Origin of the sequence: Pseudomonas sp. DG56-2 (assembly GCF_004803755.1) — a bacterium.
GTDB classification, from domain to species: Bacteria; Pseudomonadota; Gammaproteobacteria; order Pseudomonadales; family Pseudomonadaceae; genus Aquipseudomonas; species Aquipseudomonas auratipiscis.
In genome coordinates, this window is record NZ_CP032311.1 from 4,726,757 (window position 1) to 4,741,148 (window position 14,392).

General features: G+C 58.8%; 18 protein-coding genes. 3 read left to right on the top strand and 15 right to left on the bottom strand.

Going from position 1 to position 14,392, the window contains the following annotated elements; genetic code table 11:
• Positions 1-15 precede the first annotated feature (15 nt).
• On the bottom strand, positions 16-297 hold the full coding sequence (locus tag D3Z90_RS21645; RefSeq protein ID WP_009398256.1) for an HU family DNA-binding protein: 282 nt from the start codon (positions 295-297) through the stop codon (positions 16-18).
• A 408-nt stretch (positions 298-705) separates the two neighbouring features.
• On the opposite strand from D3Z90_RS21645, the gene yejK reads away from it, so the two are divergent.
• Complete coding sequence (gene yejK / locus D3Z90_RS21650) at positions 706-1,713, top strand: nucleoid-associated protein YejK (protein ID WP_136477953.1); 1,008 nt, start codon at positions 706-708, stop codon at positions 1,711-1,713.
• Here the strand turns inward: yejK and D3Z90_RS21655 are convergent.
• The 14 genes from D3Z90_RS21655 to D3Z90_RS21720 all read right to left on the bottom strand — a co-directional run bounded on the left by D3Z90_RS21655 (position 1,694) and on the right by D3Z90_RS21720 (position 12,641).
• On the bottom strand, positions 1,694-1,993 hold the full coding sequence (locus D3Z90_RS21655; RefSeq protein WP_136477954.1) for a GIY-YIG nuclease family protein: 300 nt from the start codon (positions 1,991-1,993) through the stop codon (positions 1,694-1,696). The two genes, yejK and D3Z90_RS21655, sit on opposite strands and share 20 nt — an antisense overlap.
• A 39-nt stretch (positions 1,994-2,032) precedes the next feature.
• The gene (locus D3Z90_RS21660; RefSeq protein ID WP_136477955.1) at positions 2,033-2,503 is read right to left on the bottom strand and encodes a nuclear transport factor 2 family protein; all 471 of its coding nucleotides are present in this window, start codon (positions 2,501-2,503) and stop codon (positions 2,033-2,035) included.
• A gap of 128 nt (positions 2,504-2,631) precedes the next feature.
• Complete coding sequence (locus D3Z90_RS21665; protein ID WP_136477956.1) at positions 2,632-3,915, bottom strand: MFS transporter; 1,284 nt, start codon at positions 3,913-3,915, stop codon at positions 2,632-2,634.
• A 15-nt stretch (positions 3,916-3,930) separates the two neighbouring features.
• A complete protein-coding gene (locus tag D3Z90_RS21670) occupies positions 3,931-4,581 on the bottom strand; it encodes a FadR/GntR family transcriptional regulator (protein ID WP_136477957.1) in 651 nt (216 codons plus the stop codon).
• A 135-nt stretch (positions 4,582-4,716) separates the two neighbouring features.
• Entirely contained in the window at positions 4,717-5,763 is a 1,047-nt protein-coding gene (gene hisC / locus D3Z90_RS21675; protein ID WP_136477958.1) for a histidinol-phosphate transaminase, read from the bottom strand.
• Positions 5,764-5,765: 2 nt separating this feature from the next.
• Positions 5,766-7,091: a histidinol dehydrogenase gene (gene hisD, locus D3Z90_RS21680; RefSeq protein ID WP_136477959.1), complete on the bottom strand. Its 1,326-nt coding sequence runs from the start codon at positions 7,089-7,091 to the stop codon at positions 5,766-5,768.
• 126 nt (positions 7,092-7,217) lie between these two features.
• A complete protein-coding gene (gene hisG, locus D3Z90_RS21685) occupies positions 7,218-7,853 on the bottom strand; it encodes an ATP phosphoribosyltransferase (RefSeq protein ID WP_136477960.1) in 636 nt (211 codons plus the stop codon).
• A gap of 107 nt (positions 7,854-7,960) precedes the next feature.
• Entirely contained in the window at positions 7,961-9,226 is a 1,266-nt protein-coding gene (murA, locus tag D3Z90_RS21690) for a UDP-N-acetylglucosamine 1-carboxyvinyltransferase (protein ID WP_136477961.1), read from the bottom strand.
• A gap of 24 nt (positions 9,227-9,250) precedes the next feature.
• Complete coding sequence (locus D3Z90_RS21695) at positions 9,251-9,490, bottom strand: BolA family protein (RefSeq protein ID WP_010223373.1); 240 nt, start codon at positions 9,488-9,490, stop codon at positions 9,251-9,253.
• Between the two features lie 115 nt (positions 9,491-9,605).
• Positions 9,606-9,911 (bottom strand): lipid asymmetry maintenance protein MlaB, encoded by a 306-nt coding sequence (locus D3Z90_RS21700; protein ID WP_136477962.1) that lies wholly within the window; start codon positions 9,909-9,911, stop codon positions 9,606-9,608.
• Positions 9,908-10,558, bottom strand: coding sequence for a phospholipid-binding protein MlaC (locus D3Z90_RS21705; protein ID WP_136477963.1), 651 nt, complete (start codon positions 10,556-10,558; stop codon positions 9,908-9,910). Before D3Z90_RS21705 ends, D3Z90_RS21700 begins: the two co-directional genes overlap by 4 nt.
• A gap of 9 nt (positions 10,559-10,567) precedes the next feature.
• The gene (gene mlaD, locus D3Z90_RS21710) at positions 10,568-11,035 is read right to left on the bottom strand and encodes an outer membrane lipid asymmetry maintenance protein MlaD (RefSeq protein WP_136477964.1); all 468 of its coding nucleotides are present in this window, start codon (positions 11,033-11,035) and stop codon (positions 10,568-10,570) included.
• Entirely contained in the window at positions 11,035-11,832 is a 798-nt protein-coding gene (mlaE, locus tag D3Z90_RS21715) for a lipid asymmetry maintenance ABC transporter permease subunit MlaE (RefSeq protein ID WP_136477965.1), read from the bottom strand. Before mlaE ends, mlaD begins: the two co-directional genes overlap by 1 nt.
• Positions 11,832-12,641, bottom strand: coding sequence for an ATP-binding cassette domain-containing protein (locus D3Z90_RS21720; protein ID WP_136477966.1), 810 nt, complete (start codon positions 12,639-12,641; stop codon positions 11,832-11,834). Before D3Z90_RS21720 ends, mlaE begins: the two co-directional genes overlap by 1 nt.
• 245 nt (positions 12,642-12,886) lie before the next feature.
• Between D3Z90_RS21720 and D3Z90_RS21725 the strand changes: the two genes are divergently transcribed.
• Both D3Z90_RS21725 and D3Z90_RS21730 read left to right on the top strand, forming a co-directional pair.
• Complete coding sequence (locus tag D3Z90_RS21725; RefSeq protein WP_136477967.1) at positions 12,887-13,861, top strand: KpsF/GutQ family sugar-phosphate isomerase; 975 nt, start codon at positions 12,887-12,889, stop codon at positions 13,859-13,861.
• The gene (locus tag D3Z90_RS21730) at positions 13,862-14,386 is read left to right on the top strand and encodes an HAD family hydrolase (RefSeq protein WP_136477968.1); all 525 of its coding nucleotides are present in this window, start codon (positions 13,862-13,864) and stop codon (positions 14,384-14,386) included.
• Positions 14,387-14,392: the final 6 nt, after the last annotated feature.

Genomic DNA, 14,392 nt, shown 5'->3' on the forward strand with positions numbered 1-14,392 from the left:
TTTTGCTGTTTACAATTACTTGTTTACAGCGTCGGTCAGCACTTTGGCTGGCACGAACTTAACAACTTTCTTGGCAGCGATTTCGATGGCAGCGCCAGTCGAAGGGTTGCGGCCGGTACGGGCAGGACGCTCGGTGATTTTCAGTTTGCCAATGCCTGGCAGAGTGATTTCGCTGCCATTTTCCAGTTGATCAGCAACGATCTGACCCAGTTGCTCCAGAGCGTTACGCGCGGTGGTTTTCGGCGCGTCGATAGCTTCGGCGATGTCGGCGATCAGTTGGTCTTTGGTCAATGCCATGGTGGTGTTCCTTCCCTATCAAATTCAGTGAGTATGCAGAGTGCTACGTCAGTCATCGAGCCAGACCTGCGGGGTATCCAGCGGTCCGGAGTTAAAGCCATGTCAATCGCGTATGTAGATACGCAAAAAGACGTTTGGTTCGACCTGACGCGAGCGGTCTGCCAGCAATGCGCCACACACGGTGCGCAAGACCGGGCAAAACTACCACAGGAATGGATAAATATCCGCTGCTGACACGGTAAATGTGCAGGTTTTTCGGGGGTTTGCGCGAAAAAGCGCAAAAAACTGAACAAAAAACGAACAACCGACATTTCTGCCAACATCTGGCCGCAGAATCACCTTCGGCCTGAGGTACACTTGGCAACTTTGCAACGCGGCCAGCACCGCCCATTTTCAACCGAGAATCCCATGCCGATCCGTCATTGCATCGTCCACCTGATCGACAAGAAACCCGATGGCAGCCCTGCTGTGCTGCACGCTCGCGACTCCGAGCTTACCGAGTCCGGCGCCATCGAAAACCTTCTGGCCGACCTCAACGACAGCTACAACGCCAAACAGGGCAAAGCCTGGGGCTACTTTCACGCCGAATCCGGCGCCCATCCGTTCAGCGGCTGGTTGAAAGAATACCTGGAAGATAGCAGCACCTTCACTGCCTTCAGCCGCGTTGCCGTCGAGCACCTGCAAAAGCTGATGGAGGAATCCAACCTGTCGGTGGGTGGCCACGTCCTGTTTGCCCACTATCAGCAAGGCATGACCGACTACCTGGCAATCGCCCTGCTGCACCACAGTGAAGGCGTGGCGGTGAACGCCGAGCTGGATGTCACTCCGTCCCGTCACCTGGATCTTGGCCAGTTGCACCTTGCCGCGCGGATCAACCTTTCGGAGTGGCAGAACAACAAGGCGTCGAAACAGTACATCTCGTTCATCAAAGGCAAGAACGGCAAAAAAGTCTCGGAGTACTTCCGCGACTTCATCGGCTGCCAGGAAGGCGTCGACGGTCCCGGCGAAACCCGTACCTTGCTCAAGGCTTTCAGCGATTTTGTCGAAAGCGAGGATCTGCCTGAAGAGGCCGCCCGGGAAAAAACCCAGACCCTGGTCGACTACGCCACCAGTCAAACCAAGGCCGGCGAACCAGTGACCCTGGAAGAGCTTTCCGGGTTGATTGACGAGGATCGTCCCCGCGCGTTCTACGAGCACATTCGCAACAAGGATTACGGCCTGTCACCGGAGATTCCCGCTGACAAGCGCACCTTGAACCAGTTCCGCCGCTTCACCGGACGCGCTGAAGGCCTGTCGATCAGCTTCGAAGCACACCTGTTGGGTTCGAAGATCGAATATGACGAAGAGAATGGCACGCTGATCATCAAGGGACTGCCGACGCAGCTCACCGATCAGCTCAAGCGCCGCAAGGACTGAGCCCCTGCCAGGAGGCCACCAAGGCCTCCTTTGCGCTCTTGCGCAGTTTCTTTACCAGGCGCTCCTGACGCAATGCCTCGGCCTTGTCCGGCCACGCCTCGACGTATACCAGCGCCACTGCCGGGCTGGTACTGAAGTAGCGGGCACCCTGGCCTTTTTGATGAGCAATGAAACGCCGCTGCGGGTTATCGCTGATCCCGCAATACAACGAACCGTTGGCCGCGCGAACCAGATAGACATACCAGGATTTGTTCAGTGCTTGGGCAATAGGCTCTGTCACGGTATCGACTGCGAAGGGTAAAGCGCACAGCTTAACGCCTCAGCGGCCTGCCTGAAACGCTCGCAAGCCCTTGAGCGCCTGAGCACGCACCTTGCCCTGCACCAACGGCGTCCACCCCAGCAACAGCCCTGAGGTGCCCAACGCCTGACGCGACCAGCGCCACAGACTGAAACTGTCCCGGTGCTCGCAGATTTTTCCATCGCGCAAAACGAAATGGGCCTGAATGTCATTGATTACGATACGACCGGTCTGGCTGAACAGGTAAGTAGCGACCCAATGAGCACTTGCGCTGTGCTCATCAGCGCGCACGCTGTCAAAGGTCAGGGAGAAGTCCTTGGCGCGGGTGACCAGCATGCGCCACATGTCGCCAGCGTCTTTACCACGCAAGGTACCAAAGGCCGGGTCACTGAAGACGATGTCATCGCTGTAGCACGCCACCATGGCTTCTGCGTCCAGGCGTTGGAAAGCCTGATAGAAGCGATTGATCAAAGCACAATTGCCAGCGCTCATGAGGCGGATCCGTTTCCGAAGGGAGGGACCCGCACGATAGTCTGCGCAAGTGGCAAAAAGCTACGAGCATTTGCCGGATGAATAGCGGCAACCTCCAAAATGCCGACTAATGCATGACTCGTGAGGCCTCACACACGCTCACTGACCACCTGAACATGCAGATTGCGCCCAGCCTTCAAGCCAAAGCCAATGGCGCCGACGCCCAGCACGGCAAAGATCCAGCCGACTGCATCCCAGCCGCCGGTCAAGTCATGCACCAGCCCCACGGCAAATGGCCCCATGGATGCCAAGGTGTAACCTACACCCTGAGCCATGCTCGATAGATTGGCCGCCACATGAGCGTCTTTGGAGCGCAACACGATCAGCGTCAGCGCCAGTGCAAAGGTACCACCCTGCCCCAGGCCTAACACCACAGCCCAGCCCCAGAGGCCTTCAATCGGCGCATAGAGGCATCCAAACAAGCCAGCCAGGGCCAACAGCATGACCAACACAATGGCCAGGCGCTGATCTTGCCCTCGCGTTGCCAGCCAAGGCGCACTGAGTGAGCTGATCAATTGCACAATCACCGAGCCGGACAACACCAGGCCGGCTTCGGTCGGCGACAGGCCACGGCCGATAAGAATCGATGGCAACCAGCCGAATACGATGTAAGCCAGTGACGACTGCAATCCCATGTACAGCGTTACCTGCCAGGCCAGCGGATCACGCAGCAGACCGCGAACTCGATAGGCCACATGATGCGGCCCATGGCCCTGGCGCGCCTGAGGCAGCCATACCAGCGCAGCGAATAGCGCCGGAATCAACCAGAAACCCAGGCCCAACTCCCAGCTATTGCCCAAGTGCTCACTCAACGGCACCGTGCCGCCCGCCGCCATCGCAGCCCCCAGGCACAGCGCCATGGTGTAGACCCCGGTCAAGGTGCCGGCGTGCCTGGGAAAGTCGCGCTTGACGATACCGGGTAACAGCACACCAATCACACCGATACTGGCGCCGGCCATGACACTGCCAACGAACACCCCGGTGGCACCAAATGCGCTGCGCACGGCAATGCCCGCCGCCAAGGTCAGGAGAATGCCGAGGATCACTCGCTCACTGCCAAAACGCCGAGCCAGTACCGGCGCCAACGGCGCGAACAAACCCAGGCAAAGCACGGGTAAGGTCGTCAGCAGTCCAGCCTGAGAAGCACTGAGGCCGAGGCTTTCGGAAACCAGACCGAGTAACGGCGCCATGCTCGACAATGCCGGGCGCAGGTTCAGGGCCACCAGCACCAGGCCGACCAGAAGCAACCAGGGCCGCAGCAACATCACAGGTTGCTGCTGCACCTGTTCATCGTCCACTTCGGCATCGATCAACAGTTCTTCAAGCTCCGGGCCACTGGCCACTGGAGCGGATCGGGTAGTGTCATGCGCCATGGCAGTCTCGCAAGGTCAGGATTCGTTGATCAGGGTTCGGCTCAGCGCTTTGGCTTTGTCCGAATCACGTTGTTCGATGGCCTCGAGAATCTGCCCATGCAGGTCGAAAACCAGCTGGCAGCGCGGAGCGTGGCTCAAATTGTGATGGACCGTCGCCGCCACCACGCCGGAGAGGTAGCGATACAACTCACTCAGGGCCGGATTGTGCGCAGCGTCGACCAGGCGTTGGTGAAAGATCAGATCGCAGTCTACGTAACGCTCGAGGTCTGCATGGAAATGCTCGCTGCTATGAGCGAGTGCCTCACGCAGGCCGTGCAGGTCTTCATCGGTGCGGCGCAAGGCTGCCAGGCCAATCGCCTCAGCTTCCAGAATGTGCCGGGCTTCGCGTGCCTGCTCCAGGCTGCAGCGCGACAAAGCCTGCACCGCCTGCAGCGGATCGACAGCAGTACGCAGATAGCTGCCATCGCCCTGGCGGACTTCGACCAGACCACTGAACGCCAACACCCGCATAGCTTCGCGCACAGTGTTGCGGCTGATGCCAAGCTCGGTGGCCAGTTCAGGTTCGGTAGGCAGACGCTGCCCTATCGACCAAGCACCGTTGGCAATGCGTTGACGGAGTTGATCGACAGCCTGTTCGACCAGAGAACGTTTGATGAGTAGCGTCATGTGCACTTACATCCAATCATCGGATGAATTCAGGCGAGAGAGAATACCCCTCTCGAATGTGTAAAAGCAATCGCGGGGCATGCCCGCTCCCAACCTGTGAGAGCGAGCTTGCCCCGCGAGCCACTTGTAGCAGTGTCAGTTCAACGCATCGAGCAATGCCTGATTCATCTCCGGTGTACCGATAGTAATGCGCAGGAATTGGGCAATACGCGCTTGCTTGAAGTGACGCACGATTACCCCTTGCTCGCGCAGCTTCGCCGCCAATTCGCTGGCATCGTGCTGCGGATGACGGGCGAAAATGAAGTTGGCGGCCGAAGGCAGCACTTCAAAGCCACGGGCAGTAAGCTCGCCCACCAGCGCTTCACGGCTATCGATGACTTTGCGGCAGGTGTCATCGAAGTAGGCGCGATCGTCGAACGCCGCCGCCGCACCGACGATTGCCATGCGATCGAGCGGGTAGGAGTTGAAGCTGTTCTTGATCCGCTCCAGAGCCTCGATCAGGTCGGGATGCCCTACTGCCAGACCCACTCGCAAGCCTGCCAGCGAGCGCGACTTGGACAAGGTCTGAGTGACCAGCAGGTTGTCATAGCGATCCACCAGGCTGATTGCCGTTTCGCCACCGAAGTCGATGTAGGCCTCATCGACCACCACCACCGAGTTGGGGTTGGCCTTGAGCAAGTGCTCAATGGCATCCAGCGCCAACAGGCAGCCAGTAGGCGCGTTAGGGTTGGGGAAAATGATGCCGCCATTGGCCTTGGCATAATCTTCCACACGAATCTGGAACTGCTCGTCGAGTGCAACCTGTTCGAAAGGAATGCCATAAAGACCGCAGTAGACCGGATAGAAGCTGTAACTGATGTCCGGGAACAGCAAGGGCGCGCCGTGCTGGAACAGGCCGTGGAAAATGTGCGCCAGCACTTCATCCGAGCCGTTGCCCAGGAACACCTGGTTGCCATTTACCCCGTAGTAGTTCGCTACCGCCTGCTTGAGCAGATCGCTGTTGGGATCGGGGTAAAGACGCAGATTGTCGCTCAACTCGCCACGCATCGCCTCAAGCGCCTTTGGCGATGGGCCATACGGATTTTCATTGGTATTGAGCTTGACCAGCCTGGCCAGTTTCGGTTGCTCACCCGGTACGTAAGGCACCAGGTCCTTGACGAAGGGGCTCCAGAATTTACTCATGCTCAGTTCCCCTTTTTGTCGGCAACGATACGGTATTCAGCACTGCGGGCGTGGGCGGTCAACGATTCGCCGCGCGCCAGGATCGACGCAGTGTGGCCAAGCTCCGATGCACCCTGTTCGGAGCAGTAGATGATCGACGAACGCTTCTGGAAGTCGTAGACCCCCAGTGGTGATGAGAAGCGTGCGGTGCCCGAGGTCGGCAATACGTGGTTTGGACCTGCGCAGTAGTCACCCAACGCTTCGCTGGTGTGACGCCCCATGAAGATCGCACCGGCGTGGCGAATCTGTGGAAGCCAGGCTTGTGGATCAGCTACCGAAAGCTCCAGGTGTTCGGGCGCGATACGGTTGGCGACCTCCATGGCTTGCTGCATGTCACGTACCTGGATCAGCGCACCGCGGCCGTTGATCGACGTTTTAATGATTTCGGCACGTTCCATGGTCGGCAGCAGCTTGTCGATGCTCGCCGCCACCTTGTCGAGAAACGCGGCATCCGGGCTCACCAGGATCGATTGTGCGTCTTCGTCGTGCTCAGCCTGGGAGAACAGGTCCATGGCAATCCAGTCCGGGTCGGTCTGGCCGTCACACACCACCAGGATCTCCGAAGGTCCGGCAATCATGTCGATACCTACCTGGCCGAATACATGACGCTTGGCAGTAGCCACGTAGATGTTGCCGGGCCCGACCACTTTGTCTACCTGCGGCACGCTTTCGGTGCCATAGGCCAGCGCGGCGACCGCCTGCGCTCCACCAATGGTGAACACCCGATCGACACCGGCAATACAGGCCGCTGCGAGCACCAGCTCGTTAACTTCACCGCGCGGGGTTGGCACCACCATGACGACCTCACCAACACCGGCCACCTTGGCTGGAATCGCATTCATCAGCACCGAGGAAGGATAGGATGCCTTGCCGCCCGGGACGTAGAGGCCGGCGCGATCCAGTGGCGTAACCTTCTGGCCCAACACGGTACCGTCGGCTTCGGTATAGCTCCAGGAATCCTGCTTCTGCCGTTCATGATAGTTGCGCACACGGCTGGCAGCCTTTTCCAGGGCTTCGCGCTGAGCTTGGGTAATGCGTGTCAGAGCCAGCTCCAGGCGTTCACGACCGAGGATCAGGTCATCGATCGATTTGGCATCCACGCCATCGAAACGCTGGGTAAATTCCACCAGTGCCGCATCACCGCGCTCACGCACAGCCTTGATGATGTCGAGCACACGCTGGTTGACCGTATCGTCAGACACACTTTCCCAGCTCAACAGATGATCCAGATGTCGGGCGAAATCCGGGTCAGCGGCATTGAGTCGGGCAATTGCAGTGGACGTGGTCATAGCGAGGGCCTCAATAAATGGCGATTGCTCAGGCACCCTAAGCTACCAGTCCATCCGCGCGGGCACCCGAGAAAATTGGCTATGACGCGGATAGACGGGCGCGACAGCGAAGGTCGCGCGCAGAGGTCAGCCGCGGTGTCGCGATTCGACAGCCTGGCGCAGGGTGTCGATCAGGCTTTGAATGCGTGCATGCTGCATCTTCATCGAAGCCTTGTTGACCACCAGCCGGGAGCTGATGGTGGCAATCATTTCCTGGGGTTCCAGGCCATTGGCGCGCAGCGTATTGCCGGTATCGACGACGTCGATGATCTTGTCAGCCAGACCGATCAACGGCGCCAGCTCCATCGAACCGTACAATTTGATGATATCGACCTGACGGCCTTGCTCGGCATAGTAGCGCTTGGCAACGTTGACGAACTTGGTCGCCACTCGCAACCGGCCCTTGGGCTCGGCTGCGCCGATTGCGCCGGCAGTCATCAGCTTGCACTGAGCAATCTGCAGGTCGAGCGGCTCATAGAGACCCTGACCGCCGTACTCCATCAGCACGTCCTTGCCGGCCACACCCAGATCGGCGGCGCCATGCTCGACATAGGTCGGCACGTCGGTAGCGCGTACGATCAACAGGCGTACATCGTCCTGCGTCGTAGGAATGATCAGCTTGCGGCTCTTGTCCGGGTTTTCGGTCGGAACAATACCCGCTTCTGCCAACAGTGGCAGGGTATCGTCGAGAATCCGACCTTTGGATAGCGCGATGGTCAACATGGGAAACGTCGGTCCTTATGCGGCTACAGCCGGCCGGGCCTGAGTTGGCCCGACCGCATTCAATTCGGTGCAGCAATTGGCTGGCGCGTCCCTGCGCCGATAACAGACTAGCCCGGTACGCGACGGATCTTGGCGCCCAGCATCTGCAGTTTTTCTTCGATGCACTCATAACCACGGTCGATGTGGTAAATGCGATCGATCAAGGTGTCACCCTCGGCGACCAGGGCCGACAGCACCAGACTGGCCGAGGCCCGCAAGTCGGTGGCCATTACTGGAGCACCCTTGAGGGTCTTGGTACCGGTAACGATCGCGGTGTTGCCTTCGACCTGGATCAATGCGCCCATACGATGCATCTCGTAGACGTGCATGAAACGGTTCTCGAAAATCGTCTCGATCACTGCGCCAGTGCCTTCGGCAATCGCGTTGAGAGAGATGAACTGCGCCTGCATGTCGGTCGGGAAAGCCGGGTACGGAGCGGTACGCAGGTTGACGGCTTTTGGCCGTTTGCCATGCATGTCCAGCTCGATCCAGTCTTCACCGGTGGTGACTTCGGCGCCGGCTTCCTTGAGCTTCTCAAGGACGGCTTCAAGTATGGTCGGGTCGGTGTCCTTGACCTTGACACGGCCACCGGTGACGGCAGCAGCGACCAGGTAGGTACCGGTTTCAATACGGTCTGGCATGACGCGGTAGGTTGCAGAACCCAGACGCTCGACGCCATCGATAGTGATGGTATCGGTACCGGCACCCTGAACCTTGGCGCCCATGGCGTTGAGGAAGTTGGCCAGGTCCACCACTTCCGGCTCACGCGCGGCGTTCTGCAGAACGCTGCGGCCCTTGGCCAAGGCCGCGGCCATCATGATGTTCTCGGTACCGGTCACACTGACGGTGTCGAAGAAGAAGTGTGCACCACGCAGGCCACCTTCAGGCGCCTTGGCCTTGATGTAGCCGCCTTCGACCTCGATCTTCGCGCCCATGGCTTCAAGGCCACGGATGTGCAGGTCGACAGGACGCGAACCGATGGCGCAACCGCCAGGCAGCGCCACTTCGGCCTCGCCGAAACGAGCGACCATTGGGCCCAGAACCAGGATCGAGGCACGCATGGTTTTAACCAGCTCGTACGGTGCGACCAGGGTCTTGATGGTGCGCGGATCGATTTCAACCGAGAGCTTTTCGTCGATCACAGGCTCGATGCCCATGCGTCCGAACAGCTCGATCATGGTGGTGATGTCGTGCAGGTGCGGCAGGTTGCCGACCGTTACTGGTCCATCACAAAGCAGAGTACCGGCAAGAATCGGCAGAGCCGCGTTCTTGGCACCGGAAATGCGGATTTCGCCATCGAGGCGAACACCGCCAGTAATAATCAGTTTGTCCATTTCTGTCTCGCCGCCAATTTAGGCTCAGGTGCGCTCAGCCCAGGCTGCGCTGCTGAAAAATTTCATGGTTACCGCATGGATGCTGCCATCGGTGATCCACGGATTAAGATGAGCATAGATCTGCTGCTGACGCTTGACCGGGCTCAGGGCCGCCAACTCGTCGCTGATCACGTTCAACTGGAAGTTGCAGCCTTCGCCTTCAACTTCGACCCGGGTTCCCGGCAACTTTTCTTCAAGGAAGTTCTTAACTTCTACGGCCTGCATGCTCAACCTCAATCGGCGCCCTGTGCGCGCGGGTCGGCCATCATACAAAAAAGCCCCTCGCCTGCGAACCCCGTAATCGGAGACTCTGACAGAGGGGCCAGTTACTGGCTGGCGATCATTGACCGACCAGCACCTCATCGAGGTCGTAAACCTCGGCGATTTCACGCATGTCCTGGGGCATCGCACGCAACTCGACTGCCTTCCCGGCCGCCTTGCCATCGCGCATGAACGCCAACAACAGCGACAGTCCGACGCTGCTGGATTTTTCCACCCTGGAACAATCGAGCACCAGGCCTTGGGCCTTGCACGCAGCAATCAAGGCCTTGCCTTCCTTGCGCAAGGTGGGACCACTGCGGTGGTCCAGCACCCCGGCCAGGCTGAGGACGCCCGGCTCGCTCATGGTTACGGCGCTATCACTCATTGGGCTTGCTTCTCGACTGCTTCGTCGGCGGTTTCCTTGGCCTTGGCCACTTCACCTGCCCAGCCGTCGATGGTCTTGTCCAGGTCATTGCCATTGCGGTTCATGGCATCGGCGAACTGATCACGGAACAGTTTGCCGATGTTGATGCCATTGACGATGACATTACGCACCTTCCACTCGCCACCCAGCTTGGTCAGGGTGTAGGACACCGGGTAGACGGCGCCATTATTGCCCTTGACCGTCATGTCGACGCTGGCACGATCATCACCGTCAAGCTTGGCATTGCCGACGGTAATGCCCTGGTTGTTGTATTCGAGCAGGGCATTGCCATAGAACTGCATCAGGCTGCGTTTGAAATTTTCCTGGAAGCGCTGCATCTGCTCCGGGGTGGCCTTGCGCGAATATTTGACGGTCATGATGCTTTTCGAAATGCCATCGGCGTCCACAACCGGACCCAGGTTGGCATTGAGCGCATCGTAGAACGCACTAGGATTGGCCTTGTATTGCTCCTTGTTGGCCTTCAGATCGGCCAACAATTGATTGGTGGTGCCCTGAATCACCTCTTTGGGTGACTGGGCAGCCGCGCCAGCCATCAACGGCAGCGCCGCCAAAATCACCAGCAAGCCGCGTCGCAGGATAGAAATCATGGAAACCCCTTATTTAGCTTCTTTGCCAACGGTATTGAGCAGGAACTTGCCAATCAGATCTTCCAGCACCAGCGCCGACTGCGTGTCATGGATGGTCGAACCATCCTTGAGTACTGCGTCTTCACCGCCCACGCTGATCCCGATGTACTTCTCGCCGAGCAACCCAGCGGTGAGGATAGATGCAGTGGAGTCGGTAGGCAGGTTGTCTACGCGTTTTTCCAGTTGCAGCGTCACTCGACCGGTATAGGTGTCACGGTCCAGATCGATGGCTGTGACCTTACCGATGGTTACACCGGCCATGGTCACTTTAGCTCTGACCGTCAAACCAGCGATATTGTCGAAATTTGCATAAACTTTATACGTATCGCTGCTCGGGCTCGCCGACAGGCCGCTGACACGCAGGGCCAGCAGAATCAGCGCCAGGATCCCCGCCAGGAGGAACAGGCCGACACCGATTTCCAGGGTGCGGTTTTGCATCAGAAATCTCCAAACATCAAGGCGGTCAGAATAAAGTCCAGACCCAGGACTGCCAACGAGGCATAGACCACGGTCTTGGTAGTGGCACGACTGATCCCCTCTGACGTGGGCTCACAGTCATAACCTTGGAATACGGCAATCCAGGTAACAACGAAGGCAAAAACAATACTTTTGATCACGCCATTGAGCACGTCATCGGTAAACGACACGCTATTTTGCATGTTCGCCCAGAACGAGCCTTCATAGACGCCCAGCCAGTCGACTGCCACCCACGACCCACCCCAGATTCCCACCACGCTGAAAATCAGCGCCAGCAATGGCAGCGAGATGAAGCCAGCCCATAGCCGCGGAGCAACAATGTACTTGAGCGGATCAACACCGATCATTTCCAGGCTGGACAACTGCTCGGTGGACTTCATGTTGCCGATTTCGGCGGTAAGCGCCGAACCGGCCCGCCCGGCGAACAACAGCGCAGTGACCACCGGACCCAGCTCTCGCAGCAGGGTCAAGGCAACCATCTGCCCCACCGCCTGTTCCGAGCCGTACTTGGTCAGAATACTGAAGCCCTGCAGCGCCAGCACCATGCCGATGAACACACCGGATACGACGATAATCGCCAGCGACAGGACGCCGACCGAATAAAGTTGCCTGACCAGCAGTTGAAAACCGCCGCCAGTCCCACTGCGCCCTACCAGAGAATGCAGGAGGAACAGGAACGAGCGGCCGAGTATCGCCAGCACATCGATGGCCGAACGGCCAAAGCGGCGAATACGTTCGAGTAAGGATTTTCTGCGCATCAACGCTTCCCCAGAAGATCGGCGCGGTAATCCGGCGCAGGAAAGTGAAAGGGCACCGGGCCATCCGGGTCGCCTTTCATGAATTGACGAATGCGCGGGTTATCCGACCCCATCAGCTCATCCGGAGTGCCCTGGCCAAGCACCTGGCCATCACCGACCACGTAAATGTAGTCGGCAATACTGGCAGTTTCGGCCAGGTCATGGGATACCACGATGCTGGTAATACCCAAGGCATCGTTGAGCAAGCGGATCAAGCGCACCAGAACGCCCATGGCGATCGGGTCCTGGCCGACGAAGGGTTCGTCATACATGAGGATCTGCGGGTCCAGGGCAATGGCACGCGCCAAGGCCACTCGGCGCTTCATGCCACCGGACAGTTCGTCAGGCATCAATTCGATGGCGCCGCGCAAGCCGACGGCCTGCAGCTTCATCAAGACGATATCGCGAATCATCTCGTCAGACAGCTTGGTATGTACCCGCAGCGGAAACGCCACGTTCTCGAATACATCGAGATCCGTAAACAGCGCACCACTTTGAAACAGCACTCCCATTTGCTTGCGTGCATCGAACAGATCGCTGCGCGACAGCGTCGGCAGATTCTGACCGGCAACCCAGACTTCACCGCTGCTCGGACGCAGCTGTGCCCCCATCAGACGCAACAGTGTGGTCTTGCCGCACCCGGAGGGTCCCATGATGCCGGTGACCTTGCCGCGGGGAATGCGTATATCGACATTATTGAAGATGCTGCGCGAACCGCGCTTGAAGGACAGGCCCTTCAATTCGACCGCGTAGGCGTTATCAACGCTCATCTAAACTCCTTGCGATGCACCCTTTTCACTCAGACGCGCGCCCCCTTCATGGAGGCACGAACGCCCGAAGCGGGCCGAACAGGCGGCGAACTATAGCATCGCTGATAGCGGCGCCCCAAGGCCGCTGCTGTGCTTGTTCAGCTACGGTTAAGGTAACTGAGCGACTGTATGACAATCACAAGGTGAGGGTTTTGCGCATTACCGCTATAATCGCCGCCTTTTCATCAGGCAATCCGATTTTCGACATGAGCCAATCCAGCGACCTGATCCAATCCGCGCAACGCACCATCCGTTTCGAACTCGAAGCGGTTGAGGGCTTGCTGGCCCACATCGACGCCGATTTCGTCAAGGCCTGCGAACTGATCCTGGCCAGCAAGGGCCGGGTGGTAGTGGTCGGCATGGGCAAGTCTGGGCACATCGGCAACAAGATCGCCGCCACCCTGGCAAGCACCGGCACCCCGGCATTCTTCGTGCACCCGGCTGAAGCCAGCCACGGCGACATGGGCATGATCACGCGTGACGACGTCATCTTCGCCCTGTCCAATTCCGGATCTACCGCCGAAATCGTTACGTTGCTGCCGTTGATCAAACGTCTGGGCATCCAACTGATCAGCCTCACTGGCAACCCAGACTCGCCCCTGGCCAAGGCTGCGGAGGTCAATCTTGATGCTCGCGTCGCCCAGGAGGCCTGTCCGCTCAACCTGGCTCCGACGTCCTCGACGACCGCGGCGTTGGTATTGGGCGATGCCCTGGCCATTGCGCTGCTCGAAGCGCGCGGTTTCACCGCTGAAGACTTCGCGTTCTCTCACCCTGGCGGCGCCCTCGGGCGTCGACTGCTGCTGAAAGTCGAAAACGTCATGCACGCAGGCGAGGAGTTGCCTCACGTGCAGCGCGGCACCCTGCTCAAGGACGCGCTCCTTGAAATGTCTCGCAAAGGTTTGGGCATGACTGTGGTCCTCGAAGCCGACGGACGGTTGGCCGGGATCTTCACCGACGGTGACTTGCGCCGCAGCCTGGATCGCAGCATCGATGTGCACACAACCCTGATCGAAGACGTCATGACCGTTCATGGCAAGACTGCCCGTGCCGAAATGCTCGCCGCCGAGGCCCTGAAAATCATGGAAGATCACAAGATCAGCGCCCTGGTTGTGATCGACAAGAACGAGCGCCCGGTTGGCGCCCTGAACATGCACGATCTGTTGCGTGCGGGAGTGATGTAAATGAGCCAGGACCTGCTTCAACGTGGCAAGGCCATCAAACTCGCCGTCTTCGACGTTGATGGCGTCTTGACCGACGGGCGTTTGTATTTCCTCGAAGATGGCAGCGAGTTCAAGACATTCAACACTCTCGATGGCCAAGGCATTAAAATGCTCATGGCCTCGGGCGTTACCACGGCAATTATCAGTGGGCGCAAAACCCCGGTAGTCGAACGCCGGGCCAAGAACCTCGGTATTCCTCACCTGTATCAAGGCCGCGAAGATAAAATGGTGGTGCTGGACGAACTTCTTGGCCAACTCAACCTAAGCTATGAACAGGTCGCCTATCTGGGCGACGACCTGCCCGACCTGCCGGTGATCCGTCGCGTCGGCCTGGGCATGGCAGTGGCCAATGCCGCAACCTTCGTACGCGAGCACGCCCACGGGATCACCAAGGCCCGTGGCGGTGAAGGCGCCGCACGAGAGTTCTGCGAGTTGATCCTGCAAGCCCAGGGCAATCTCGACGCGGCCAATGCCAATTACCTGTAGAGCGAC

Excerpts from the sequence above, each read along its gene's own strand:
- mlaD (WP_136477964.1), bottom strand. The coding sequence starts at position 11,035 with ATGCAAAACCGCACCCTGGAAATCGGTGTCGGCCTGTTCCTCCTGGCG.
- hisC (WP_136477958.1), bottom strand. The coding sequence starts at position 5,763 with ATGAGTAAATTCTGGAGCCCCTTCGTCAAGGACCTGGTGCCTTACGTA.
- murA (WP_136477961.1), bottom strand. The coding sequence starts at position 9,226 with ATGGACAAACTGATTATTACTGGCGGTGTTCGCCTCGATGGCGAAATC.
- yejK (WP_136477953.1), top strand. The coding sequence starts at position 706 with ATGCCGATCCGTCATTGCATCGTCCACCTGATCGACAAGAAACCCGAT.
- D3Z90_RS21660 (WP_136477955.1), bottom strand. The coding sequence starts at position 2,503 with ATGAGCGCTGGCAATTGTGCTTTGATCAATCGCTTCTATCAGGCTTTC.
- D3Z90_RS21665 (WP_136477956.1), bottom strand. The coding sequence starts at position 3,915 with ATGGCGCATGACACTACCCGATCCGCTCCAGTGGCCAGTGGCCCGGAG.
- mlaE (WP_136477965.1), bottom strand. The coding sequence starts at position 11,832 with ATGCGCAGAAAATCCTTACTCGAACGTATTCGCCGCTTTGGCCGTTCG.
- D3Z90_RS21695 (WP_010223373.1), bottom strand. The coding sequence starts at position 9,490 with ATGCAGGCCGTAGAAGTTAAGAACTTCCTTGAAGAAAAGTTGCCGGGA.
- D3Z90_RS21725 (WP_136477967.1), top strand. The coding sequence starts at position 12,887 with ATGAGCCAATCCAGCGACCTGATCCAATCCGCGCAACGCACCATCCGT.
- D3Z90_RS21730 (WP_136477968.1), top strand. The coding sequence starts at position 13,862 with ATGAGCCAGGACCTGCTTCAACGTGGCAAGGCCATCAAACTCGCCGTC.
- hisD (WP_136477959.1), bottom strand. The coding sequence starts at position 7,091 with ATGACCACGTCCACTGCAATTGCCCGACTCAATGCCGCTGACCCGGAT.
- D3Z90_RS21705 (WP_136477963.1), bottom strand. The coding sequence starts at position 10,558 with ATGATTTCTATCCTGCGACGCGGCTTGCTGGTGATTTTGGCGGCGCTG.
- D3Z90_RS21720 (WP_136477966.1), bottom strand. The coding sequence starts at position 12,641 with ATGAGCGTTGATAACGCCTACGCGGTCGAATTGAAGGGCCTGTCCTTC.
- D3Z90_RS21645 (WP_009398256.1), bottom strand. The coding sequence starts at position 297 with ATGGCATTGACCAAAGACCAACTGATCGCCGACATCGCCGAAGCTATC.
- D3Z90_RS21700 (WP_136477962.1), bottom strand. The coding sequence starts at position 9,911 with ATGAGTGATAGCGCCGTAACCATGAGCGAGCCGGGCGTCCTCAGCCTG.
- hisG (WP_136477960.1), bottom strand. The coding sequence starts at position 7,853 with ATGTTGACCATCGCGCTATCCAAAGGTCGGATTCTCGACGATACCCTG.
- D3Z90_RS21670 (WP_136477957.1), bottom strand. The coding sequence starts at position 4,581 with ATGACGCTACTCATCAAACGTTCTCTGGTCGAACAGGCTGTCGATCAA.